This window comes from Pseudomonas sp. MAFF 730105 (genome assembly GCF_055380705.1).
The window spans coordinates 5,967,782-5,989,751 of sequence record NZ_AP018438.1; the positions used below are offsets into that span (position 1 = coordinate 5,967,782).

Annotated in this window: 19 protein-coding genes, 2 tRNA genes, 1 rRNA gene and 1 pseudogene; 10 read left to right on the forward strand and 13 right to left on the reverse strand. The window is 58.2% G+C overall.

Going from position 1 to position 21,970, the window contains the following annotated elements; genetic code table 11:
- Positions 1-25 precede the first annotated feature (25 nt).
- The 4 genes from PCOSP_RS26310 to tyrS form a co-directional block, all read right to left on the reverse strand.
- Positions 26-101 (reverse strand) — tRNA-Ala (locus PCOSP_RS26310).
- 26 nt (positions 102-127) lie between these two features.
- Positions 128-204 (reverse strand) — tRNA-Ile (locus PCOSP_RS26315).
- Between the two features lie 65 nt (positions 205-269).
- A 16S ribosomal RNA gene (locus tag PCOSP_RS26320) occupies positions 270-1,805 on the reverse strand.
- Positions 1,806-2,354: 549 nt separating this feature from the next.
- The gene (tyrS, locus tag PCOSP_RS26325) at positions 2,355-3,554 is read right to left on the reverse strand and encodes a tyrosine--tRNA ligase (RefSeq protein WP_139640545.1); all 1,200 of its coding nucleotides are present in this window, start codon (positions 3,552-3,554) and stop codon (positions 2,355-2,357) included.
- 210 nt (positions 3,555-3,764) lie between these two features.
- Here tyrS and PCOSP_RS26330 point away from each other — a divergent pair, with 210 nt between their 5' ends.
- Together PCOSP_RS26330 and PCOSP_RS26335 are read left to right on the forward strand one after the other, a co-directional pair.
- Complete coding sequence (locus PCOSP_RS26330; RefSeq protein WP_139640547.1) at positions 3,765-5,180, forward strand: peptidoglycan DD-metalloendopeptidase family protein; 1,416 nt, start codon at positions 3,765-3,767, stop codon at positions 5,178-5,180.
- A 3-nt stretch (positions 5,181-5,183) separates the two neighbouring features.
- On the forward strand, positions 5,184-6,275 hold the full coding sequence (locus PCOSP_RS26335) for an anhydro-N-acetylmuramic acid kinase (RefSeq protein WP_139640549.1): 1,092 nt from the start codon (positions 5,184-5,186) through the stop codon (positions 6,273-6,275).
- An 83-nt stretch (positions 6,276-6,358) separates the two neighbouring features.
- On the opposite strand, the gene erpA is transcribed toward PCOSP_RS26335, so the two are convergent.
- Both erpA and argC read right to left on the reverse strand, forming a co-directional pair.
- Positions 6,359-6,709 carry an iron-sulfur cluster insertion protein ErpA gene (gene erpA, locus PCOSP_RS26340; protein ID WP_003177727.1) on the reverse strand — a complete coding sequence of 117 codons (351 nt, stop codon included), beginning with the start codon at positions 6,707-6,709 and terminating at the stop codon, positions 6,359-6,361.
- Positions 6,710-6,836: 127 nt separating this feature from the next.
- On the reverse strand, positions 6,837-7,871 hold the full coding sequence (gene argC, locus PCOSP_RS26345; RefSeq protein ID WP_139641633.1) for an N-acetyl-gamma-glutamyl-phosphate reductase: 1,035 nt from the start codon (positions 7,869-7,871) through the stop codon (positions 6,837-6,839).
- A gap of 134 nt (positions 7,872-8,005) precedes the next feature.
- Between argC and hemJ the strand changes: the two genes are divergently transcribed.
- The 6 genes from hemJ to coq7 all read left to right on the forward strand — a co-directional run bounded on the left by hemJ (position 8,006) and on the right by coq7 (position 12,440).
- Entirely contained in the window at positions 8,006-8,437 is a 432-nt protein-coding gene (hemJ, locus tag PCOSP_RS26350; RefSeq protein ID WP_139640552.1) for a protoporphyrinogen oxidase HemJ, read from the forward strand.
- A 35-nt stretch (positions 8,438-8,472) separates the two neighbouring features.
- On the forward strand, positions 8,473-9,441 hold the full coding sequence (locus PCOSP_RS26355; RefSeq protein ID WP_464709823.1) for an NAD(P)H-dependent flavin oxidoreductase: 969 nt from the start codon (positions 8,473-8,475) through the stop codon (positions 9,439-9,441).
- A 51-nt stretch (positions 9,442-9,492) separates the two neighbouring features.
- Positions 9,493-10,449 (forward strand): DUF805 domain-containing protein, encoded by a 957-nt coding sequence (locus PCOSP_RS26360; RefSeq protein WP_464709824.1) that lies wholly within the window; start codon positions 9,493-9,495, stop codon positions 10,447-10,449.
- Positions 10,450-10,511: 62 nt separating this feature from the next.
- The gene (locus PCOSP_RS26365; RefSeq protein ID WP_139640557.1) at positions 10,512-11,300 is read left to right on the forward strand and encodes an SDR family NAD(P)-dependent oxidoreductase; all 789 of its coding nucleotides are present in this window, start codon (positions 10,512-10,514) and stop codon (positions 11,298-11,300) included.
- A 79-nt stretch (positions 11,301-11,379) separates the two neighbouring features.
- The gene (locus PCOSP_RS26370) at positions 11,380-11,718 is read left to right on the forward strand and encodes a histidine triad nucleotide-binding protein (protein WP_139640559.1); all 339 of its coding nucleotides are present in this window, start codon (positions 11,380-11,382) and stop codon (positions 11,716-11,718) included.
- Between the two features lie 74 nt (positions 11,719-11,792).
- Complete coding sequence (coq7, locus tag PCOSP_RS26375; RefSeq protein ID WP_139640561.1) at positions 11,793-12,440, forward strand: 2-polyprenyl-3-methyl-6-methoxy-1,4-benzoquinone monooxygenase; 648 nt, start codon at positions 11,793-11,795, stop codon at positions 12,438-12,440.
- Positions 12,441-12,508: 68 nt separating this feature from the next.
- Here the strand turns inward: coq7 and speD are convergent, their stop codons facing one another.
- Together speD and PCOSP_RS26385 are read right to left on the reverse strand one after the other, a co-directional pair.
- A complete protein-coding gene (speD, locus tag PCOSP_RS26380; protein ID WP_024777437.1) occupies positions 12,509-13,303 on the reverse strand; it encodes an adenosylmethionine decarboxylase in 795 nt (264 codons plus the stop codon).
- Between the two features lie 239 nt (positions 13,304-13,542).
- A complete protein-coding gene (locus PCOSP_RS26385) occupies positions 13,543-13,965 on the reverse strand; it encodes an OsmC family protein (RefSeq protein ID WP_003206127.1) in 423 nt (140 codons plus the stop codon).
- A 238-nt stretch (positions 13,966-14,203) separates the two neighbouring features.
- Here PCOSP_RS26385 and crp point away from each other — a divergent pair, with 238 nt between their 5' ends.
- Positions 14,204-14,848, forward strand: a complete 645-nt coding sequence (crp, locus tag PCOSP_RS26390) for a cAMP-activated global transcriptional regulator CRP (RefSeq protein WP_041023614.1) — start codon at positions 14,204-14,206, stop codon at positions 14,846-14,848.
- Here crp and PCOSP_RS26395 read toward each other — a convergent pair.
- From PCOSP_RS26395 to PCOSP_RS26410, 4 genes and pseudogenes are all read right to left on the reverse strand, one after another.
- Positions 14,845-15,539 (reverse strand): annotated as a pseudogene (locus tag PCOSP_RS26395) (lipoate--protein ligase family protein). The gene crp and the pseudogene PCOSP_RS26395 sit on opposite strands and share 4 nt — an antisense overlap.
- Positions 15,540-15,543: 4 nt before the next feature.
- The gene (trpC, locus tag PCOSP_RS26400) at positions 15,544-16,380 is read right to left on the reverse strand and encodes an indole-3-glycerol phosphate synthase TrpC (protein WP_139640565.1); all 837 of its coding nucleotides are present in this window, start codon (positions 16,378-16,380) and stop codon (positions 15,544-15,546) included.
- Positions 16,377-17,426 carry an anthranilate phosphoribosyltransferase gene (gene trpD, locus PCOSP_RS26405; protein WP_047702270.1) on the reverse strand — a complete coding sequence of 350 codons (1,050 nt, stop codon included), beginning with the start codon at positions 17,424-17,426 and terminating at the stop codon, positions 16,377-16,379. Before trpD ends, trpC begins: the two co-directional genes overlap by 4 nt.
- A 9-nt stretch (positions 17,427-17,435) precedes the next feature.
- Positions 17,436-18,029, reverse strand: coding sequence for an aminodeoxychorismate/anthranilate synthase component II (locus PCOSP_RS26410; RefSeq protein ID WP_019693903.1), 594 nt, complete (start codon positions 18,027-18,029; stop codon positions 17,436-17,438).
- 402 nt (positions 18,030-18,431) lie between these two features.
- Here PCOSP_RS26410 and estP point away from each other — a divergent pair, with 402 nt between their 5' ends.
- Positions 18,432-20,330: an esterase EstP gene (estP, locus tag PCOSP_RS26415; RefSeq protein ID WP_464709826.1), complete on the forward strand. Its 1,899-nt coding sequence runs from the start codon at positions 18,432-18,434 to the stop codon at positions 20,328-20,330.
- A 129-nt stretch (positions 20,331-20,459) separates the two neighbouring features.
- On the opposite strand, the gene trpE is transcribed toward estP, so the two are convergent.
- On the reverse strand, positions 20,460-21,941 hold the full coding sequence (gene trpE, locus PCOSP_RS26420; protein ID WP_139640568.1) for an anthranilate synthase component I: 1,482 nt from the start codon (positions 21,939-21,941) through the stop codon (positions 20,460-20,462).
- Positions 21,942-21,970: the final 29 nt, after the last annotated feature.

Below are 21,970 nucleotides of genomic sequence, written 5' to 3' on the forward strand. Positions count from 1 at the left end.
TAAACGAGGGTCACCAATCGGTAAATGGTGGAGCCAAGCGGGATCGAACCGCTGACCTCCTGCGTGCAAGGCAGGCGCTCTCCCAGCTGAGCTATGGCCCCGTATCGCTACAGGGTGCACCAGTAATTGGTGGGTCTGGGCAGATTCGAACTGCCGACCTCACCCTTATCAGGGGTGCGCTCTAACCAACTGAGCTACAGACCCAATCGTCTTCTTCAATGAATCAAGCAATTCGTGTGGGAGCTCATGGAGCAGCTGCTGTCGTCGATTAAGGAGGTGATCCAGCCGCAGGTTCCCCTACGGCTACCTTGTTACGACTTCACCCCAGTCATGAATCACACCGTGGTAACCGTCCCCCGAAGGTTAGACTAGCTACTTCTGGTGCAACCCACTCCCATGGTGTGACGGGCGGTGTGTACAAGGCCCGGGAACGTATTCACCGCGACATTCTGATTCGCGATTACTAGCGATTCCGACTTCACGCAGTCGAGTTGCAGACTGCGATCCGGACTACGATCGGTTTTATGGGATTAGCTCCACCTCGCGGCTTGGCAACCCTCTGTACCGACCATTGTAGCACGTGTGTAGCCCAGGCCGTAAGGGCCATGATGACTTGACGTCATCCCCACCTTCCTCCGGTTTGTCACCGGCAGTCTCCTTAGAGTGCCCACCATAACGTGCTGGTAACTAAGGACAAGGGTTGCGCTCGTTACGGGACTTAACCCAACATCTCACGACACGAGCTGACGACAGCCATGCAGCACCTGTCTCAATGCTCCCGAAGGCACCAATCCATCTCTGGAAAGTTCATTGGATGTCAAGGCCTGGTAAGGTTCTTCGCGTTGCTTCGAATTAAACCACATGCTCCACCGCTTGTGCGGGCCCCCGTCAATTCATTTGAGTTTTAACCTTGCGGCCGTACTCCCCAGGCGGTCAACTTAATGCGTTAGCTGCGCCACTAAGAGCTCAAGGCTCCCAACGGCTAGTTGACATCGTTTACGGCGTGGACTACCAGGGTATCTAATCCTGTTTGCTCCCCACGCTTTCGCACCTCAGTGTCAGTATCAGTCCAGGTGGTCGCCTTCGCCACTGGTGTTCCTTCCTATATCTACGCATTTCACCGCTACACAGGAAATTCCACCACCCTCTACCATACTCTAGCTCGACAGTTTTGAATGCAGTTCCCAGGTTGAGCCCGGGGCTTTCACATCCAACTTAACGAACCACCTACGCGCGCTTTACGCCCAGTAATTCCGATTAACGCTTGCACCCTCTGTATTACCGCGGCTGCTGGCACAGAGTTAGCCGGTGCTTATTCTGTCGGTAACGTCAAAACCATCACGTATTAGGTAATGGCCCTTCCTCCCAACTTAAAGTGCTTTACAATCCGAAGACCTTCTTCACACACGCGGCATGGCTGGATCAGGCTTTCGCCCATTGTCCAATATTCCCCACTGCTGCCTCCCGTAGGAGTCTGGACCGTGCCTCAGTTCCAGTGTGACTGATCATCCTCTCAGACCAGTTACGGATCGTCGCCTTGGTGAGCCATTACCTCACCAACTAGCTAATCCGACCTAGGCTCATCTGATAGCGCAAGGCCCGAAGGTCCCCTGCTTTCTCCCGTAGGACGTATGCGGTATTAGCGTCCGTTTCCGAGCGTTATCCCCCACTACCAGGCAGATTCCTAGGCATTACTCACCCGTCCGCCGCTCTCAAGAGGTGCAAGCACCTCTCTACCGCTCGACTTGCATGTGTTAGGCCTGCCGCCAGCGTTCAATCTGAGCCATGATCAAACTCTTCAGTTCAAACATCTTTGGGTTTTGAGAAAACCCTAAACTTGGCTCAGCAATCGTTGGTTACATCTTTGATTTCTCGCGGAGTAACTTGTGATGCTGATAATCTGTTGACTAGCAGTCTAACTCCACAAGCACCCACACGAATTGCTTGATTCAATTGTTAAAGAGCGGTGGGTTGATCCTTTCGTCTCAACCGAGGCGCGCATTCTACAGCGCCCCGTGTATCTGTCAAGCGATTATTTTAGAAGTTTTCAAAGTTTCCTTTTCAACTTCAACCACTTGCGCTTTCGATCTCTCGTTAGCGGGAGGCGAATTCTACAGCGTTAGTCGCTGCTGTCAACACCTCTTTTTCACCGCTTTCGACCGAGAAGATCGAACCGTCAACGGGGCCAAACAACACACCCTGCCAACTCCTTCCGGACTTCGATGAACTGAAGCCCTGCGCCATCTTAAATCGTCTAACTCATTGAAACTCAAGGAGTTTTCCGCTTCGACTGCGCCGGAAGTGGGGCGAATTATAGAGACTCAGAATCTGCCGTCAACACCTATTTCGCAATCTTATTCAGATTTCAGCGTGATACGTGCAAAAGCCTTCTTACCCGCCTGACATACATGGGTAGAGCCCAACTCATATATATAGGTGCGATCCACAACCTCACCATCTATACGCACCCCGCCCGAACCCAGGAGGTCTCGCGCCACCGCAGCGTTCTTGACCAACCCCGCCTTATTAAGGACGGCAGCGATCGGCATAGCCTCGGTAGCAGACAGCTCGATCTCTGGCAGATCATCCGGAAGCTCGCCATCCTTCATGCGGTTACCCGCCGCACGATGAGCATTGGCCGCAGCTTCTTCACCATGGAAGCGAGCAACGATCTCTTCAGCCAACTTGATCTTGATGTCCCGCGGGTTAGCCCCTGCCTCGACATCTGCGCGGAACGCATTGATCTCATCCATGGAGCGGAAACTCAACAGCTCGAAATAACGCCACATCAACGCGTCAGGAATGGAAACCAGCTTGCCGTACATAACGCCCGGCGCTTCCTGAATGCCAACGTAGTTGCCCAGCGATTTGGACATCTTCTTCACACCATCCAGACCTTCCAGCAACGGCATGGTCAGGATGCACTGAGCTTCCTGCCCATAGCCACGCTGCAGTTCGCGCCCCATCAACAGGTTGAACTTCTGATCCGTACCGCCGAGCTCGACGTCCGCGCGCAACGCGACCGAGTCATAGCCCTGCACAAGCGGGTAGAGAAATTCATGGATAGCGATCGGCTGATTGGTTGTATAGCGCTTATCGAAGTCATCGCGCTCGAGCATGCGAGCCACGGTGTACTGGGAGGTCAGGCGAATGAAATCCGCCGGCCCCATCTGATCCATCCAGGTGGAGTTGAAAGCCACTTCGGTCTTGGCCGGATCAAGAATCTTGAACACCTGCGTCTTGTAGGTCTCGGCATTATCGAGAACCTGTTCGCGGGTCAGCGGTGGACGCGTTGCGCTCTTCCCGCTTGGATCACCGATCATCCCGGTGAAGTCACCGATGAGAAAGATGACCTGATGCCCCAGATCCTGGAACTGGCGCAGCTTGTTAATAAGCACGGTATGACCCAAGTGCAGATCGGGCGCCGTCGGATCGAAACCAGCCTTGATACGCAGCGGCTGCCCGCGTTTGAGCTTCTCGACCAGCTCGGACTCGACCAACAGTTCTTCCGCACCACGTTTGATCAGCGCTAGCTGCTCTTCAACCGACTTCATAACAGACCCGCAAGGCTCAGATTCAAAGGGCCCCAACCATACAAGATCGCGCACCAAATACAAGGTTTGCCCGGCGCGCGGACACCAATCCGCAAGCAGAGCGCGTGCGGGCTTGCTTCGCAGGGGATTTGGTTATATTTTATACAGTTATTTCATCTTCATCATGTCATTCATCTTTTCCAATTCATATTTTCAAAAGTCAAATTACTTATGACCACAGAACCGTCTAAAGCGCCGCCGCTTTACCCAAAGACCCACCTGCTCGCCGCAAGCGGCATCGCAGCCCTCCTTAGCCTGGCGCTCCTGGTGTTCCCTTCCAGCGATGTTGAAGCCAAAAAGACGACTCTGAGTCTTGAACTGGAAAGTCCCGCTGAACAACTGACACAAGAACAAGACGCTGCCGAAGCCGTTCAAGCCACAAACGAACCGGCTGCCTCCCCTTTCGCGCAGATAGACGATAGCGCCGATGACACGACCGAGGCCGCCCAGGCACAACCTCCAGCCGTGGAAGAAAAGAAGGAGCCGGGGCACCGTGAGGTGATCGTAGCCAAAGGCGACACGCTGTCCACCCTCTTCGAAAAGGTTGGCCTGCCCGCCGCATCAGTCCATGAAGTTCTGGCCAGCGACAAACAAGCCAAGCAATTCACTCAGTTGAAACACGGCCAGAAGCTCGAGTTCGAGCTCAACCCCGAGGGACAACTGACCAACCTGCACACCAAGCTGAGCGATCTGGAAAGCATTACCCTGACCAAGAATGACAAGGGTTATGTATTCAACCGCGTGACCGCCAAGCCAACCGTACGTTCGGCATACGTTCATGGCGTGATCAACAGCTCGCTATCGCAATCGGCCGCACGCGCCGGTCTTTCCCACAGCCTGACGATGGACATGGCCAGTGTCTTTGGCTACGACATCGACTTCGCCCAGGATATTCGCCAGGGTGACGAGTTCGATGTCATCTACGAGCAGAAAGTGGTCAATGGAAAGAGCGTCGGCAACGGTCCGATCCTTTCCGCGCGCTTCACCAACCGTGGCAAGACCTACACGGCAGTGCGCTACACCAACAAACAAGGCAACAGCAGCTACTACACCGCCGACGGCAACAGCATGCGCAAGGCCTTCATCCGGACACCGGTTGACTTCGCCCGCATCAGTTCGAAGTTCTCCGCAGGCCGCAAACACCCGATCCTGAACAAGATCCGCGCCCACAAGGGCGTCGACTATGCCGCCCCCCGCGGCACGCCCATCAAGGCCGCCGGTGACGGCAAGGTACTGCTGGCCGGACGTCGTGGCGGTTATGGCAACACGGTGATCATCCAGCACGGCAACACCTATCGCACCTTGTACGGCCACATGCAGGGCTTCGCCAAAGGCGTGACGACTGGCAGCACCGTAAAGCAAGGCCAGGTAATCGGATACATCGGTACCACTGGTCTGTCCACCGGTCCGCACCTGCACTATGAATTCCAGGTCAACGGCGTTCACGTCGACCCACTCGGCCAGAAACTGCCAATGGCCGACCCGATCGCCAAATCCGAACGCGCGCGCTTCCTGGCTCAAAGCCAACCTTTGATGGCTCGTATGGATCAAGAAAAGGCTACGCTACTGGCCTCGAGCAAACGCTAGGCCATGGCGCTTTATATTGGTGTGATGTCCGGAACCAGCCTGGATGGCCTGGACATCGCACTGGTTGAACTGACCCCGGCGATCAGATTGGTTGCCACGCACTACATTCCCATGCCCGACGCGCTGCGCACCGAGCTGTTTGGCTTGTGCAGCAGCGGGCCCGACGAAATCGCCCGCTCCGCCATTGCCCAGCAGAACTGGGTACGCCTGGCGGCACAAGGCATTCATGTCCTGCTCGACAGTCAGAAGCTCAAGCCGGAGGATGTGAGGGCAATTGGCAGCCATGGTCAGACCATCCGTCACGAGCCAGCACGCGGGTTTACCGTGCAGATTGGCAACCCCGCACTATTGAGCGAGCTGACCGGGATTACCGTCGTCAGCGACTTCCGCAGCCGCGATGTCGCCGCCGGTGGACAAGGCGCGCCGCTGGTTCCCGCATTTCATGAAGCGCTGTTTGAAGGGCAGCTCGGCCACCGTGCCGTGCTGAACGTCGGCGGCTTCAGCAACCTCAGTCTGATAGAACCTGAAAAGTCCGTGGCCGGTTTCGATTGCGGCCCCGGCAACGTATTGCTGGATGCCTGGATTCATCAACAGCGCAATGAGCATTTCGATCGTGACGGCCAGTGGGCAGCGAGCGGCAAGGTAGAGCCGACATTACTCAAGGCCCTGCTCAGCGACCCTTTCTTCCTGACCAAGGGTCCAAAAAGCACCGGGCGGGAAGTATTCAACCTGCCCTGGCTGACCCGGCATCTGTCGCATTTACCCACTTTCGCTGCCGAAGACGTGCAGGCCACGTTGCTCGAACTGACGGCGCTGACCATCGTTGAATCACTGCAAAGTGCCCAACCGCATACTGATGAACTGCTGATCTGCGGCGGCGGTGTGCACAACCACACGCTGATGAAGCGCCTGGCCGATCTCCTGCCGAGCACCAAGGTCAGCAGCACGGCTGTTTACGGCGTAGACCCGGATTGGGTCGAAGCCATGGCCTTCGCGTGGCTCGCGCATTGCTGCCTGGAAAACATTCCTGCAAATCGCCCAAGCGTTACAGGCGCATGCGGCTTGCGTGTACTCGGTGCTATCTACCCCGCTTGATCTCGCCTGCTTGAACGCTGGACAGCAAAACGCCGCAGGGCCCACTAGGCACTGCGGCGTTTTGCTGAAGCGGTCCGCGGCGATCAGATCGAGAACGAAGAACCGCAGCCACAAGTGGTGGTAGCGTTAGGGTTCTTGATCACGAAACGTGAACCTTCCAGACCTTCCTGGTAGTCCACCTCGGCACCGGCCAGGTACTGGAAACTCATGGGATCGACCACCAGACTGACGCCTTCGCGCTCGACAATGGTGTCATCTTCGGCCACTTCTTCATCGAACGTGAAGCCGTACTGAAAACCCGAACAACCGCCGCCCGTCACGAAGACGCGCAGCTTCAAACGATCATTTCCCTCTTCATCGACGAGGCTCTTCACCTTGTGCGCGGCACCGTGGGTGAATTGCAAAGCCGTGGGAGTGAAGGTTTCGACGCTCATGCTGAATATCTCCCGGCGCTGACGCCGCCATAATGCCTAATGGCAGGCATTATCCGCTTCTCCTAGAAAATCGGTCAACTATTAGAAGAGCAGCGGCAAGCCTGAAGCTTGCCGCCCAAGACCGCTGTTAAGGCAACATCCCCGCATGGGACAAGCCCAGCCGCTCATCCAGGCCGAACAGAATGTTCAGGTTCTGCACCGCCTGACCGGACGCGCCCTTGACCAGGTTATCAATGACCGACAACACCACGACCAGATCGCCATCCTGTGGACGATGCACCGCAATCCGGCAGACATTCGCGCCCCGCACACTGCGCGTTTCCGGGTGGCTACCTGCAGGCATCACGTCGACGAACGGTTCGTCGGCATAACGCTTCTCGAACAGCGCTTGCAGGTCCACAGAGCGGTCTACAACAGTTGCATACAGTGTGGAGTGGATGCCGCGGATCATTGGCGTCAGGTGCGGCACGAACGTCAGGCCGACATCCTTGCCCGCCGCCCGGCGCAGGCCCTGGCGAATTTCAGGCAGATGACGGTGACCTTTGACGGCGTACGCTTTCAGGCTCTCCGAAGTCTCGGAATACAACGAACCGACGCTGGCACCACGACCGGCGCCACTGACACCGGACTTGCAGTCGGCGATCAGACGCGAGGTATCGGCAAGGCCCGCCTCGAGCAGCGGCAGAAAGCCCAACTGCGTGGCAGTCGGATAGCAACCCGGTACCGCGATCAGCCGTGCCTGCCGGATTTTTTCGCGATTGACTTCCGGCAACCCATAGACCGCTTCGTCCAACAGATCCGGGGCGCCATGGGGCTGTCCGTACCACTTGGCCCACTCATCCGCGTCCTGCAGGCGGAAGTCCGCCGAGAGATCGATGACCTTGGTCCCGGCGGCCAGCAGCTCACCCGCCAGGGCGTGGGCGACACCATGCGGCGTAGCGAAGAACACCACATCGCAGGCGCCCAGGGTCTTGATGTCCGGAACGCTGAACGCCAGGCCATCGTAATGGCCTCGCAGGTTCGGATACATGTCGGCAACAGCCAGACCGGCCTCGGATCGGGAGGTAATGACCACCACCTCAACTTGCGGATGCTGCGCCAACAGACGCAGCAGTTCGACACCGGTGTAACCCGTGCCGCCGACGATACCGACCTTGACCATAAACCTGCCCTCAACGAACCCACTGGAAAGCCGTCGATAATAGGGGCCGCGCAGCCTGCCGACAACCGCCAAGGTGACGTGTGGGCGCATGAATGACTACTATCGAACGACCGTAAAATTGGGAATCGCCAAAAATGCTCTATCTGTGGCTCAAAGCACTTCACATTGTCAGTATGGTCTGCTGGTTCGCCGGCCTGTTCTATCTGCCTCGCCTGTTCGTCTATCACGCTCAAAGCGAGGACAGTGTCAGCAAGGAACGTTTCAGCGTCATGGAGCGCAAGTTGTATCGCGGCATCATGGGGCCGGCGATGATTGCCACCCTGGTGTTTGGCATCTGGCTGCTCAGTCTCAACGCCGGCGCCTACTTCAGCCAAGGTGGCTGGATGCACGCAAAGCTGACCCTCGTGGTGTTGCTGATCGGTTATCACCACATGTGCGGAGCCCAGGTAAAACGCTTCGCTCGTGGTGAAAATACCCGCAGTCATGTCTTTTATCGCTGGTTCAATGAGGTGCCGGTACTGATATTGCTGGCTATCGTCATCCTGGTCGTCGTCCGACCGTTCTGACTTCCTATCGGCACTCTTCATCCGGGGTACTTCCCATGTCGCTACCCGCTCTGCTTGAACAACGTTTGCGCCTGCCCGTCGTGGCGGCACCGATGTTCCTGATCTCCAATCCACAGCTGGTGCTGGCTTGCTGTCGTAATGGCATCGTCGGCAGTTTCCCCGCACTGAACCAGCGCGAAAGCAGCGGTTTCAAGACTTGGCTGGAAGAAATCGAAGCGGGCCTGGCAAGCATGGAGGACCCTGCGCCCTATGCCGTCAACCTGATCGTCCACCAAAGCAATCCAAGGCTTCAGGCCGACCTGGCCATCTGCATCGAGCACAAGGTGCCGATCGTCATCACCAGCCTTGGCGCAGTCAAGGAACTGGTCGATACCGTCCATAGCTATGGAGGCCTGGTCTTTCACGACGTGACCACACGTCGTCATGCCGAGAAAGCCGCCGAAGCCGGTGTCGACGGCCTGATCGCCGTTGCCGCCGGTGCGGGTGGACATGCGGGGACCTGGAGCCCTTTTTCGCTGATCGCCGAAATCCGGCAATTCTTCGACAAGACCGTGCTGCTTGCGGGGTGTCTGAATCACGGCCATCAGATCCTCGCGGCACAAATACTCGGCGCGGATCTGGCCTACCTGGGAACACGCTTTATCGGCACGACTGAAAGTCACGCGCCTGACGCTTATAAAGAGATGTTGCTCACATCCCGAGCCGCAGACATCGTGCATACTCCTGCCGTGTCCGGTGTACCGGCCAGCTTCATGCGCCAAAGCCTGGAAAACGCAGGCTTTGACCTGGCCGCCCTGCAAGGCAAAAGTGACGCGGCTTCCGGTTCGAAGCTCAAACCATTGAGCGATGAAGCCAAAGCCTGGAAAACCGTCTGGTCCGCAGGTCAGGGCGTTGGGGAAATCAGTGATTTGCCCAGCGTCGACCAGCTGGTTGCGCGCCTGGATGAAGAATACCGTGAGGCCCAGGCCCGAGCGGTACAGCTTGGCGGCCGATGGCCCCGCTGAAACCTGCCTGATCTAACAAATATCAAACTTTCAATGACAAGGATGCCCGTCATGAGCGAAACCCGTTTCAACATCGTATTCGACGGAACCCTACTGCCGGGCATCGATGCGGCCACCGCCAAACTCAACCTCGCCAACCTGTTCAAGAGCGACATCAGCGCCATCGAGCGTCTGTTCGGCGGACACAAGGTGGCCCTGAAAAGCAACCTGTCCCAAAACGAGGCGCAGAAGTATCTGGAGGCCCTCAACCAGAGCGGGATTGATGCGCGCATCGAAGCCGAGCCTGCCCTCCAGCTGAATCTCGACGAAGTGCAGCACTCGTCACCGGCCACGAGCGGGCGTCACCCCGAATCGCTCATCGAACCGGCCTCCCCGTACGCACCACCCCGGGCCCATGTCGGTGACGCCGTTGCCGAATACGCCACGCTCAAGCCGTTCAGCTTCGATGGGCGCATCGGACGCCTGCGATACCTGGCCTGGACCATGGCCCTGACCCTGGTCATGATGCTAGTGGTTGGCGTGGCCTTCGCACTCGGAGCGGCATGGATTTTCACCTCGGGCTCGATAGCAGCAATGATCGTCGGCGGTTTGCTGGCAGCGGTCGTTTTTCTCGGCTTTGCCTACGTCAGCATCCAGTTCAACGTCCAGCGCCTGCATGACCTTGGCTGGTCCGGCTGGCTGTGGCTGTTGAACCTCATCCCATTCGTGGGCAGCGTCTTTCCGTTTGTGCTCATTTTCGCCCCCGGCAATGAGGGCGCCAATCGCTATGGCCCTCCTCCGCCGCGTAACAACACCGGGGTCAAGGTACTTGCGTCGCTCTGGCTCGTCATGATCGTACTGATCATCTTCGCGACCGTGGCTGGCGTCTTCAGTGCCATCGAAGAGGATTACGGCACCAGCTCGCTGAGCAGCTACGAAAGCAGCGAATCCACGGATGAAGATGCTGCGGAACCTGCCGAAGAACCTGCCGAGGCAGAGGCACCTTCTGTAGACTCCGAGGAACAGTAAGCGCCCCTCGTTCCTATGACAGTCAAGTCCACTGGCGACGGGCCATTGCGATGGAGAACTGCATGACCCGTTACGCCCTGATCACTGGCGCCTCCAGTGGCATTGGCCTGGCCATGGCCGAAGCTTTGGCCCGGCGCGGCCGCAATCTGCTGCTGGTGGCCCGACAACGTGATCGGTTGGAAAGCATTGCGATAGAACTGACCCAGCGGTTTGGCGTGGAGGTACTTTTCCGGGCATGCGACCTGGGGGAGCCGCTACGGCTTTCAGGTTTCCTGCTGGAACTGGAGGAAAGCGAGCGCCAGATCGATCTGCTGGTCAATTGCGCGGGTATCGGTACCTGTGGCCCGTTCCTGGGCCAGGACTGGATGACCGAGCAGGACCTGATCGAAGTCAACATTCTCGCCCTGACACGCCTCTGTCACGCCGTTGGCAATAGCATGGCACTGCATGGCGGCGGGCAGATCCTGAACGTGGCCTCGATTGCAGCTTTCCAGCCGGGCCCCTGGATGAGCACCTATTACGCCAGCAAGGCCTATGTGCTGCACTTCTCCGAAGCCCTGCGAGTCGAGCTGAAGAAATGCGCGATCAAGGTGTCAGTCCTTTGCCCAGGTCCGACTCAGACCGGCTTCTTCGCCAAGGCACATCTCGACGAACAGAAACTAAAGCACGGTAACCTGCTGATGAGCCCGGAAGAAGTAGCTTTGTATGCCGTGCGCGCGCTCGACAGAAACCGAGCGATCATCATTCCCGGACGCCGCAATCGCTGGCTCGCCATGCTCCCGCGGCTAGGCTCGCGATGGATGGTGCGAAGCATCGCCGGCTTGATCAACAAGGCGTACTGCCCACGCTGAATGAAATTTGAATGGAAACCCGGGCTCAGCCACCGAACCTTCAGTACACTCGACTTCCACAACCAAAGGGAGAACAGCTGTGGATACTTTGTTTACCAAGATCATCAACCGGGAAATCCCGGCGAAGATCATCTACGAGGATGACCAGGTCCTGGCATTCCACGACATCGCCCCACAGGCGCCAGTGCATTTCCTGGTCATTCCGAAAAAGCCGATTCGCACCCTCAATGACCTGACCGAGGAAGACAAGGCGCTGGCCGGACATATCCTGTTCACAGCCCAGCGCCTCGCCAAGGAACAGGGCTGCGAGGACGGTTTCCGTGTGGTGATGAACTGCAATGAACTTGGCGGACAGACCGTCTATCACATTCATATGCACGTACTCGGGCAGCGCCAGATGAACTGGCCGCCGGGTTGAGACCCTGACCCAACGCAAATCCTGAGCGGCCAATTGGGTTAAACTGGCCGCCGTGATTTCTTCCGGAGGTAAGCATGACTACCCAACGTCACTACTCGCCGATTGACCGCCTGCTGTTGCAGGCCGATACCGCGATGCGCACGCTGTTGCCCTTCAGTGGTCAACCGTACCGCCCATCCCCGGCCATCGTGCAGCCGGACGCGCAACTGAGTGACGAGCAGACCCGCCATGTTGCCGGACTGATGCGTATCAACCACACCGGCGAGGTCTGTGCCCAGGCGTTGTACCAGGGCCAGGCGCTGACAGCGAAGCTGCCTAAGGTGCGCGAGGCAATGGAGCATGCCGCCGAGGAAGAAGTCGACCACCTGGTCTGGTGCGAACAACGCATTCGCCAACTGGGCAGCCATACCAGCGTGCTGAATCCGCTGTTCTACGGGATGTCATTCGGAATAGGCGCCGTCGCCGGGCTGATCAGCGATAAGGTCAGCCTCGGTTTCGTTGCCGCCACCGAACATCAGGTGTGTAAGCACCTGAATGAACACCTGGAGCAATTGCCGGCGGAGGATGAAAAGTCGCGGGCGATCCTGGAGCAGATGCGCGAAGATGAAGAACACCATGCAGAAAGCGCATTGGAGGCCGGTGGTTTCCGCTTTCCGGCACCGGTGAAATTCGGCATGAGTCTGCTGGCGAAGGTCATGACCAAGAGCACTTATCGGATCTGACAGAAGCATCCCCGTGCTTTCAGAAAACAAAAAAGGCGACTTCCGTCGCCTTTTTTGCATCTGAAATTTCAGCGCGGCATGTTGCGTGCGTAGAAAATTTCCAGCATCTCATGCTTCACACGCTCTTCCACCTGGTCACGCTGTTCAGCAGACAGGTTGCTGGTGGCATCGCCGAACAGGTAGTTGTCCAGCTCAAAGTCCTTGAGCAGCATCTTGGTGTGGAACAGGTTTTCCTGATACACGTTCACGTCGGTCATCTGATACGCGTCACGGGTATCTTCGGACAGGTAGTTCTGAATCGAATTGATCTCGTGATCGATGAAGTGCTTGTGACCTTCCACATCGCGAGTAAAGCCACGCACGCGGTAATCCACGGTCACGATATCCGAGTCGAACTGGTGGATCAGGAAATTGAGTGCCTTGAGCGGTGAAATGACGCCACAGGTCGAAACATCAATGTCCACACGGAACGTTGCAATACCGTCTACCGGATGTATTTCCGGGTAGGTGTGCACCGTGATGTGGCTCTTGTCGAGGTGGGCCAGGATAATTTCGGGCAATGGGCCCGGGGACTCTTCGATCTGGCTGTCGGTCGGTGTCACCGGCTCTTCCGAGATCAGAATGGTCACGCTGGCGCCTTGGGGTTCATAGTCCTGACTGGCGATGTTCAGGATGTTGGCACCAATGATATCGACAACTTCCGTGAGGATCTGCGTGAGGCGCTTGGCGTTGTACTCTTTATTGATGTACTCGACGTAGGCCTGCTGGTCTTGCGGGGTTTCCGCATAGCAGATGTCATAGATGTTGAAGCTCAAGGTCTTTGTCAGGTTGTTGAAACCATGGAGCTTGAGTTTGCTTTTCACCGTTTGAAAACTCTCTGTGTATTGCGGCCCGGCCGCGTGATCAAGCATGCCCGTCAGATGCGAACAACGCATCTGCGTAGGACGGTTAACACCTCTTCGCGATGGCGATTTTGGTTGTCTGTCCAGACAAGCGACCGGTCAGAAGACCGGCCACTGCCCTGAAAAAAGTGGCGCATTATGCAGACGTCGGCTTCCGATCGCCAGAGCTTGCACCGCTTTTATGATAGTTGGATGTCGATTCAACCCAATTCGATGATTTCATAATCGTGGGTGATTTCAACACCGGCTGCGCCGAGCATGATCGAAGCCGAGCAATATTTCTCGGCGGACAGCTCGATGGCACGCTTGACCTGGGCCTCCTTCAGGGCCCGGCCCTTTACCACGAAATGCATGTGGATCTTGGTGAACACTTTCGGGTCTTCGGTGGCGCGCTCCGCTTCCAGGAAAGCCTCACAACTTTCGACCGCCTGGCGCGACTTCTTGAGAATGCTGACAACGTCGAAGTTACTGCAACCTCCTACACCCAGCAGAAGCATTTCCATTGGCCGGACACCCAGGTTCCGACCACCGGCTTCCGGCGGGCCGTCCATGACGACCACATGACCGCTGCCCGACTCACCGAGGAACATGGCTTCGCCAGCCCATTGGATGCGTGCCTTCATCGCCAAGACTCCACTGTCTAAAAAAAGGGTCGCCAGCTTAGCACAGCCCCCCGGCATGGCAGCCCTTGCCGTAAGTCGCCTGGACCATCTCCATCCAGGTAAATTCTCGAATCAATTGAGAGTGCCTCTGTTAAGCTGGCGCCCCACCACTGGCTTATCGCCAGCTCATAGCGATTTGCCATTCACGCCCATAAGAAAAACCAGACCAACACATCGCGCAGTATTTCGGGACACAACCATGGTTGCCATTACTCCCACATTCAAGATCAAGAATCTCGACAAGCTCTTGATGCATTGCCAGCGTCGCCGCTATCCAGCCAAACACAACATCATTTGTGCAGGCGACCGTTCAGACACCCTGTTTTTCATCATCAAGGGATCGGTCACGATCCTGATCGAGGATGACGACGGCCGGGAAATGATCATCGCTTATCTCAACTCCGGAGACTTCTTCGGAGAGTTGGGGTTGTTCGAACAGGCGGGCAAGGAACAGGAACGCAGCGCTTGGGTACGGAGCAAGATCGAATGTGAGGTCGCGGAAATCAGCTATGGAAAATTCAGGGAGTTATCCCTGCAAGACCCCGACATTCTTTACGTACTTAGCGGACAAATCGCACAGCGTCTGCGTAATACCACCCGCAAGGTAGGCGACCTCGCCTTCTTCGACGTGACCGGTCGCGTCGCCCGCTGCCTGCTGGAACTGTGCAAGCAGCCCGACGCAATGACGCACCCCGATGGCATGCAGATCAAGGTCACCCGGCAGGAGATCGGTCGGATTGTCGGTTGCTCGCGGGAGATGGTGGGTCGTGTGCTCAAGGACCTGGAGGAACGCAACCTGGTCAACGTCAAGGGCAAGACCATGGTGGTGTTCGGAACGCGCTAGACCAGTGCGCGGAATAGATCCCGATAAAGCCCCTCAAGTCGCTCCAGCGCATGGGGGGCCGGGAATTTCTCGTGCAGGGCGATGTGGCTCCCGGCACGCACGCGTTGCTCCAAACCGCAGGCTTCATTGAAGCGGTTGACTGCGGCAACCATCGACTCGCGTTCGTTTTCCAGCAACAGCGCCCCATGCACCAGACCTACCGGGCGTTGCCCCCCTTGCTCTGACGCCAGCGCTGAGCGGTGCCGACCATTTTCCGACCGTCGAGATTGACGTTGAATCGCCCGTCGCAAAACGCTCCGTCCACCTCGCCCAGCGAAGCCACACCGCCCAGTTCGTCCAGCAACTGGCAGATGGGATCGCACAATCGGCGATACGCGGTTTCGATCCGACCGTGGTCGCCTTCGCTACGGGGTGGAGCATAGACCAGCGCAATATTGACCGTCGCGGCCGATTGCGGCACCGGCTCGCCACCGGTTTCGCGCAGCAGAACAGGCCAGCCGTTGGCAGCCGAAACTTCGCAAGCGAGGTCGAACCCCGGCAGGCGACTCAAACGGCGCGGCATCACCAATGCACGGTCATTGGGTCGCCAGAACAGCAGGCCAAATTCGGCATCGCCCGCGCAGATACTGGCCAACAGTTCCTGTTCGGCTTGCAGGCCAGCTTCGACGCAAAGAGAGATCACCGACGGCATCGGATCAATCCAGCGCCGAACCCGTCACCGGAGTGCCACGCTCGGGGAAGAACAAGCGTTGCAACTCAGTCCCCGGACTTTCAGCCCGCATGAACGCTTCGCCCACCAGGAACGAGTACACGTCGCTGACTTCCATCAGTTCGACATCGGCCCGATTGAGGATGCCACTTTCGGTGATGACCAGGCGATCACGGGGGATACGCGGCAACAGGTCCAAGGTGGTTTCCAGGCTGACTTCAAAGGTGTGCAGGTTGCGGTTGTTCACACCGACCAGCTTGGTATCGAGGGTTTTCAGGGCCCGTTCCAGCTCGTCGCCATCATGCACTTCGACCAGCACATCCAGCCCTACATCCTTGGCGACGGAGGCCAGTTCGGCCATTTTCACGTCGTCCAGCGCGGAGACGATCAACAGCACGCAGTCGGCCCCCAATGCTCGGGCTTCCACGATCTGATAGGGATCGACCATGAAATCCTTGCGGATCACCGGCAGCTTGCACGCCGCACGCGCCTGCTTCAGGTAGTCGTCGTGCCCTTGGAAAAAATCGATATCGGTGAGCACCGAGAGGCAAGTCGCACCGCCCTTCTCGTAGCTCCGGGCAATATCAGCCGGCACGAAGTGCTCACGGATCACACCCTTGCTGGGAGAAGCCTTCTTGATTTCGGCAATCACGGCTGGATGTTTTTTCTTCGCCTGATTGATCAGTGCGTTGGCAAAGCCACGGGGAGCATCCGCTGCACGCGCCAGGCTTTCCAACTCGGCCAGACTGACCCGAGCCCTGCGCTCGGCTACTTCCTCAGCCTTGCGGGCCAGAATTTTTTCCAGAACCGTTGGCACGCTCATCCTTCGTTCTCCACTTTGAATACGGCTGTAAAGGCACCCAGTTCTTCCAGCTTTTCCCGAGCCAGGCCGGTATGCAATGCATCATGGGCCAGTTCCACGCCTTGTTTGAGGCTGCTGGCGTGGTCGGCGGCGTACAACGCAGCGCCGGCGTTGAGCACGATCATTTCTGCGGCCTTCTGGCCATTCTCGGTCTTGCGACGCCCCAGGGCATCACGGATCAGCTCCAGCGACTGGGCCGGTCCATCCACCGCCAGGCCGTGCAGACTCTGGCTCTTCATACCCAGGTCTTCAGGTTCGACCCAGTATTCGCTGATCTGGTCATTTTTTAGTTCAGCCACGAACGTCGGTGCCGCCAGGCTGAACTCGTCCAGTCCGTCTTTCGAATGAACCACCAAAACGTGCTTGCTACCCAGGCGCTGCAGGACTTCCGCCAACGGCCGGCACAACGCCTGGCTGAACACGCCCACCACCTGATGTTTCACGCCGGCCGGATTCGTAAGCGGGCCAAGCATGTTGAACAAGGTACGCAGGCCCAGGTCACGACGCGGGGCCGCGGCATGTTTCATGGCACTGTGATGGGTCTGGGCAAACATGAAGCCGATGCCCACGTTATCGATGCAGCGCGCCACCTGGACCGGCGTCAGGTTCAGGTAGATGCCGGCCGCTTCCAGCAAGTCGGCACTGCCGCTCTTGCCTGAAACCGCCCGATTGCCATGCTTGGCGACGGTGCAACCGGCGGCCGCGACGACGAAGGCCGAGGCAGTGGACACGTTGAAGATATTGGCACCATCACCGCCAGTGCCCACCACATCCACCACGCCGTCCAGGGTCTTGAGTTCGACCTTGTCCGCCAGCTCGCGCATCACCGAGACTGCGCCGACGATTTCGTCGATGCTTTCACTCTTCATGCGCATGGCCATCATGAATGCGCCAATCTGCGCATCCGTGCACTGTCCGGTCATGATCTCGCGCATCACATCGCGCATCTCGTCGGTGCTCAGGTCGAGATGACCAACGATACGACCCAGGGCTGTCTTGATATCCATGGAAAGTCCTTAGCGCGTGCCGCCGGTTTGTTTGAGGAAATTGGCGAACAGCTCGTGGCCCTGTTCGGTAAGGATGGACTCGGGGTGGAACTGCACACCCTCGATGTTCAACGTCTTGTGGCGCAATCCCATGATTTCATCCACCGATCCGTCTTCCAACTGGGTCCATGCGGTCAGCTCCAGGCAGTCGGGCAGGGTTTCGCGCTTGACGATCAGGGAGTGATAGCGAGTGACGGTGAGCGGACGGTTCAGGCCTTCGAACACGCCCTTGTCTTCATGAAATACCGGACTGGTCTTGCCGTGCATGACCTGCCGGGCCCGCACCACATCGCCGCCAAAGGCCTGTCCGATCGACTGATGGCCCAGGCAGACCCCCAGGATGGGCAGTTTGCCGGCGAAATACTTGATGGCTTCGATGGAGACGCCCGCTTCGGTCGGCGTGCACGGGCCTGGTGAAACCACAATGCGCTCGGGCTTGAGGGCTTCGATCTCGGCAATGGTCAATTCGTCGTTGCGCACCACCTTCACTTCGGAGCCCAGCTCGCCGAGGTACTGCACAACGTTGTAGGTAAAGGAGTCGTAATTATCGATCATCAGCAACATGGCGTAAGCAACCTATTGAATTCACTGACTTTAAATACAGCCTTCGAAGAGAACCCGCACGGTACTGCGCTTGGCCGGGCAAATCGTGCGCCAGCGAAACGGCTTTCAAGCGGGTAAAAAAGGCAAATCGGTACAGGTCCGGCAAAGCCGGCAGAGAACGGTCAGGCGCGCCAACGCCAACGGGCGTGAGCCTTGATCATTTGATCCAGAAGTTTGCTGACAATCGACACGGGGGAAGTCTCGTTCATACGTCCGGGCACAGTAGCTTAGCTAGGCGGAGCGCGCAATATGAGCGACCCGACGGGCTTGCAAACAATCGCAACGTTCCGGATGGATGGCCGAACGCAAACAGTCTGGCGCTGTCGTTATTCCAACAACGACAAGACAAAACGGACTTTGCCCATGATCAGACAAACGTTGTTCATTCCCGTCATCGCTTGCCTGCTGATGATGGCCGGTACCCACGCAAGCGCAGCCCCCTACTCCAGCTTCATCGTCTTCGGCGACAGCCTCAACGACGCCGGCCAGCTCACCGACCCCGACGGACCGGCCGGGGCAACCCGACGCTTTACCAACCGTACCGGCCCGGTCTACCTGGATGGCAGCGGCGAGGTCTATTCCGCCAACGCCACCCAACTGCTCGGTGGACGGTTGGGCTACTCCGCCGATGAAACCGCCGCCTCGACCTCGGCGGCCCGTGCCAGCACGGGCCTGGCGGATGGCAACAACTGGGCCGTGGGTGGCTATCGCACCGACCAGATTCTCGACTCGATCACCACCGTTTCCGATACCGGCGAACGTAGTCGTGCCGGCTACCTGGCCAACGGACGGCGCGCCGACCCGAATGCGCTGTATTACATTTCCGGAGGCGGTAACGATTTTCTCCAAGGCCTGGTGTTAAGCCCTGTGCAGGCGCGCGCCGCCGCGAACCGCCTGGCCGACAGTGTCCAGACCCTGCAAACGGCGGGCGCCCGATACGCAGTGGTCTGGCTGCTGCCCGACCTCGGCCTGACACCAGCCTTGAATGGCACCCCTTTGCAGAGTGCTGTCTCGCAACTCAGCAACCAGTTCAACCAGCAGTTGATCACCCGACTGCAAGGTATCGACGCCGAAGTCATTCCACTGAATGTTCCACTGTTGCTGCAGGAAAGCTTCGCCGCCCCCGCACGATTCGGCTTTGCCAGTGGTACGAACCTCGTCGCTACTTGTTTCAGCGGTAATGGCTGCACGGAAAACCCGACTTATGGCATCCACAGCGCCACACCTGATCCGAGCAAACTGGTCTACAACGATTCGGTCCACCCCACCGAAGCCGGACAGAAGCTGATCGCCGACTATGCCTACTCCCTGCTCTCGGCACCCTGGGAGCTGACATTGCTGCCTGAAATGGCCCATTCGACGCTCCGTGCCCACCAGGACGAGCTACGCAACCAATGGCAATCGGACTGGGACAGCTGGCAAGCGGTTGGTCAGTGGCGAGCGATCGTCGCGGGCGGCGGCCAGCATCTGGACCTGGACAGCCAGAGCAACAGCGCCAGCGCCGATGGCAGTGGCCAGAGCCTGAATATCGGAGGCAGTTACCGCCTCAGCGAAGCCTGGCGCGTCGGGGTGGCCGCCGGTTTCTATCGCCAGGACATGGAAGCAGGTCATAACGACTCGGACTACACGCTCAACAGCTACCTGGCCACCGCCTTTGCCCAGTTCCAGCAGAATCGCTGGTGGGCCGATGCTGCGCTGACCGGCGGCAAGCTCGACTACGACAACCTGGAACGCAAGTTCGACCTGGGCGCCAGCCAGGCACAGGAAAAAGGCGATACCGACGGTCGTCTCTGGGCGTTCAGCAGTCGCGTGGGCTACGACATTGCCCGGCCCGGCAGTGAATGGCACCTGTCACCGTTCATCAGTGCCGATTATGCGAAGGTAGAAGTCGACGGTTATTCCGAGAAGAGCAACCGTTCCACGGCCCTGACATTCGATGATCAGACCCGTGACTCGAAACGCCTGGGCATTGGCTTACAGGGCAAATACAACTTCACCCGCCAGACCCAGGTGTTTGGCGAATACGCCCACGAACGTGAGTATGAAGATGATACGCAGAAGGTGAACATTGCCCTCAACAGCCTGCCGGCCAACGACTTCACGCTTGAAGGCTATACGCCACAGAGCCACCTGAGTCGCCTGAGTCTGGGGATCAGCCATAAGCTGACCAACGATCTGGCACTGCGGGGCGGTTATACATTGCGCAAGGATGATGATTTCACCCAGCAAGGGGTGAATGTCGGGGTCAGTCTGGACTTTTGATCGAGGCCCCCTGTGGGAGCGAGCCTGCTCGCGATGGCGACACATCAGACACATTGCTCTTGAAGTGCCGCCGTCAATCGCGAGCAGGCTCGCTCCCACAGTGATTGTGGCTCACAGATGCAGGTGAACTCAGTCGCTCGGAGTCTGCTCGGCCAGCGCCACGGCACGGAACATTGCCCGGCGCTTGTTCAGGGTTTCTTCCCATTCCAGCACTGGTACCGAATCGGCAACGATGCCGCCACCGGCCTGCACATGGAGTTCGCCGTTCTTGATCACGGCCGTCCGGATGGCAATGGCGGTGTCCATGTTGCCGTTCCAGGCGAAATAACCCACGGCACCACCGTATACACCACGCTTGACCGGTTCCAGTTCATCGATGATTTCCATCGCGCGGATTTTTGGCGCACCGGACAAGGTCCCCGCCGGCAGGATCGCCCGCAAGGCGTCCATGGCCGTCAACCCGGCCTTCAACTGGCCGGTGACGTTCGACACGATGTGCATCACGTTGGAATAACGTTCGATGACCATCTTCTCGGTGAGCTTCACCGAGCCGACCTCCGAAACCCGCCCGGTATCGTTGCGGCCCAGGTCGATCAGCATCAGGTGCTCGGCGATTTCCTTGGCATCCGACAACAGGTCCTCTTCCAGCGCCCGATCCGCCTCCTCCGTCGCGCCACGAGGGCGGGTGCCGGCAATCGGTCGCACGGTGATCAGGTTGTCCTCGACTCGCACCAGCACTTCCGGCGAACTGCCCACGACGTGGAAATCACCGAAATTGAAGAAGTACATGTAAGGCGTCGGGTTGAAGCAGCGCAATGCCCGGTACAGATCGATGGGCGCGGCCTTGAAGTCGATGGACATCCGTTGCGACGGCACCACCTGCATGCAGTCGCCCGCCAGGATGTATTCCTTGATGGTATCGACGGCCCTTTCGTAATCGGCCTGGGTAAAGCTGGAACGGAACACTGGATCGGCCGCCGCCTGCTTGCTGAAATCCAGCCCCGGACGCGGGGTGATCGGCTGACGAAGCTTTTCCAACAGGTCCTGCAGGCTTTTCTGACCTTGCTCGTAAGCATCGTCCTGGGAAGGATCCGCCAGGACAATCGCGTGCATCTTGCCAGCGAGGTTGTCGAAGACCACCACCGCATCGGAAACCATCAGCAGGATGTCCGGCACGCCCAGGGGGTCCGGGTTCGGGCAAGTGCCCAGGCGTTTTTCCACATAGCGCACGCAGTCGTAGCCGAAATACCCCACCAGGCCACCGTTGAACCGTGGCAGACCGGGGATGGTCGGCACGTTGTAGCGGGCCTTGAAGGTTTCGACGAAGGCCAGCGGGTCTTCGACCTCGTGGCTTTCGATCTCGACGCCGTCATGGGTCACGCTGATGCGATGGTCATGGACCCGCAGCACCGTACGGCACGGCAGGCCGATGATGGAGTAACGGCCCCATTTTTCGCCGCCCTGCACCGATTCGAGCAGGTAGGAATTGGGCTGGTCGGCCAGCTTGAGGTAGATCGACAGCGGTGTGTCGAAGTCGGCCAGGGTTTCGCAGGCGAGCGGGATACGGTTGTAGCCGGCAGCGGCCAGGCGCAGGAATTCTTCGCGGATCATGAGGGTGCCTCGTGGCAAGAGGAGCTGAC

Bases quoted from the DNA above. Each gene is read 5' to 3' on its own strand.
- crp (WP_041023614.1), top strand. From the start codon at position 14,204: ATGGTTGCCATTACTCCCACATTCAAGATCAAGAATCTCGACAAGCTC.
- PCOSP_RS26410 (WP_019693903.1), bottom strand. From the start codon at position 18,029: ATGTTGCTGATGATCGATAATTACGACTCCTTTACCTACAACGTTGTG.
- PCOSP_RS26365 (WP_139640557.1), top strand. From the start codon at position 10,512: ATGACCCGTTACGCCCTGATCACTGGCGCCTCCAGTGGCATTGGCCTG.
- argC (WP_139641633.1), bottom strand. From the start codon at position 7,871: ATGGTCAAGGTCGGTATCGTCGGCGGCACGGGTTACACCGGTGTCGAA.
- PCOSP_RS26360 (WP_464709824.1), top strand. From the start codon at position 9,493: ATGAGCGAAACCCGTTTCAACATCGTATTCGACGGAACCCTACTGCCG.
- trpE (WP_139640568.1), bottom strand. From the start codon at position 21,941: ATGATCCGCGAAGAATTCCTGCGCCTGGCCGCTGCCGGCTACAACCGT.
- PCOSP_RS26385 (WP_003206127.1), bottom strand. From the start codon at position 13,965: ATGAAGGCACGCATCCAATGGGCTGGCGAAGCCATGTTCCTCGGTGAG.
- PCOSP_RS26330 (WP_139640547.1), top strand. From the start codon at position 3,765: ATGACCACAGAACCGTCTAAAGCGCCGCCGCTTTACCCAAAGACCCAC.
- PCOSP_RS26355 (WP_464709823.1), top strand. From the start codon at position 8,473: ATGTCGCTACCCGCTCTGCTTGAACAACGTTTGCGCCTGCCCGTCGTG.
- erpA (WP_003177727.1), bottom strand. From the start codon at position 6,709: ATGAGCGTCGAAACCTTCACTCCCACGGCTTTGCAATTCACCCACGGT.
- PCOSP_RS26335 (WP_139640549.1), top strand. From the start codon at position 5,184: ATGGCGCTTTATATTGGTGTGATGTCCGGAACCAGCCTGGATGGCCTG.
- trpC (WP_139640565.1), bottom strand. From the start codon at position 16,380: ATGAGCGTGCCAACGGTTCTGGAAAAAATTCTGGCCCGCAAGGCTGAG.
- coq7 (WP_139640561.1), top strand. From the start codon at position 11,793: ATGACTACCCAACGTCACTACTCGCCGATTGACCGCCTGCTGTTGCAG.
- tyrS (WP_139640545.1), bottom strand. From the start codon at position 3,554: ATGAAGTCGGTTGAAGAGCAGCTAGCGCTGATCAAACGTGGTGCGGAA.
- hemJ (WP_139640552.1), top strand. From the start codon at position 8,006: ATGCTCTATCTGTGGCTCAAAGCACTTCACATTGTCAGTATGGTCTGC.
- trpD (WP_047702270.1), bottom strand. From the start codon at position 17,426: ATGGATATCAAGACAGCCCTGGGTCGTATCGTTGGTCATCTCGACCTG.
- estP (WP_464709826.1), top strand. From the start codon at position 18,432: ATGATCAGACAAACGTTGTTCATTCCCGTCATCGCTTGCCTGCTGATG.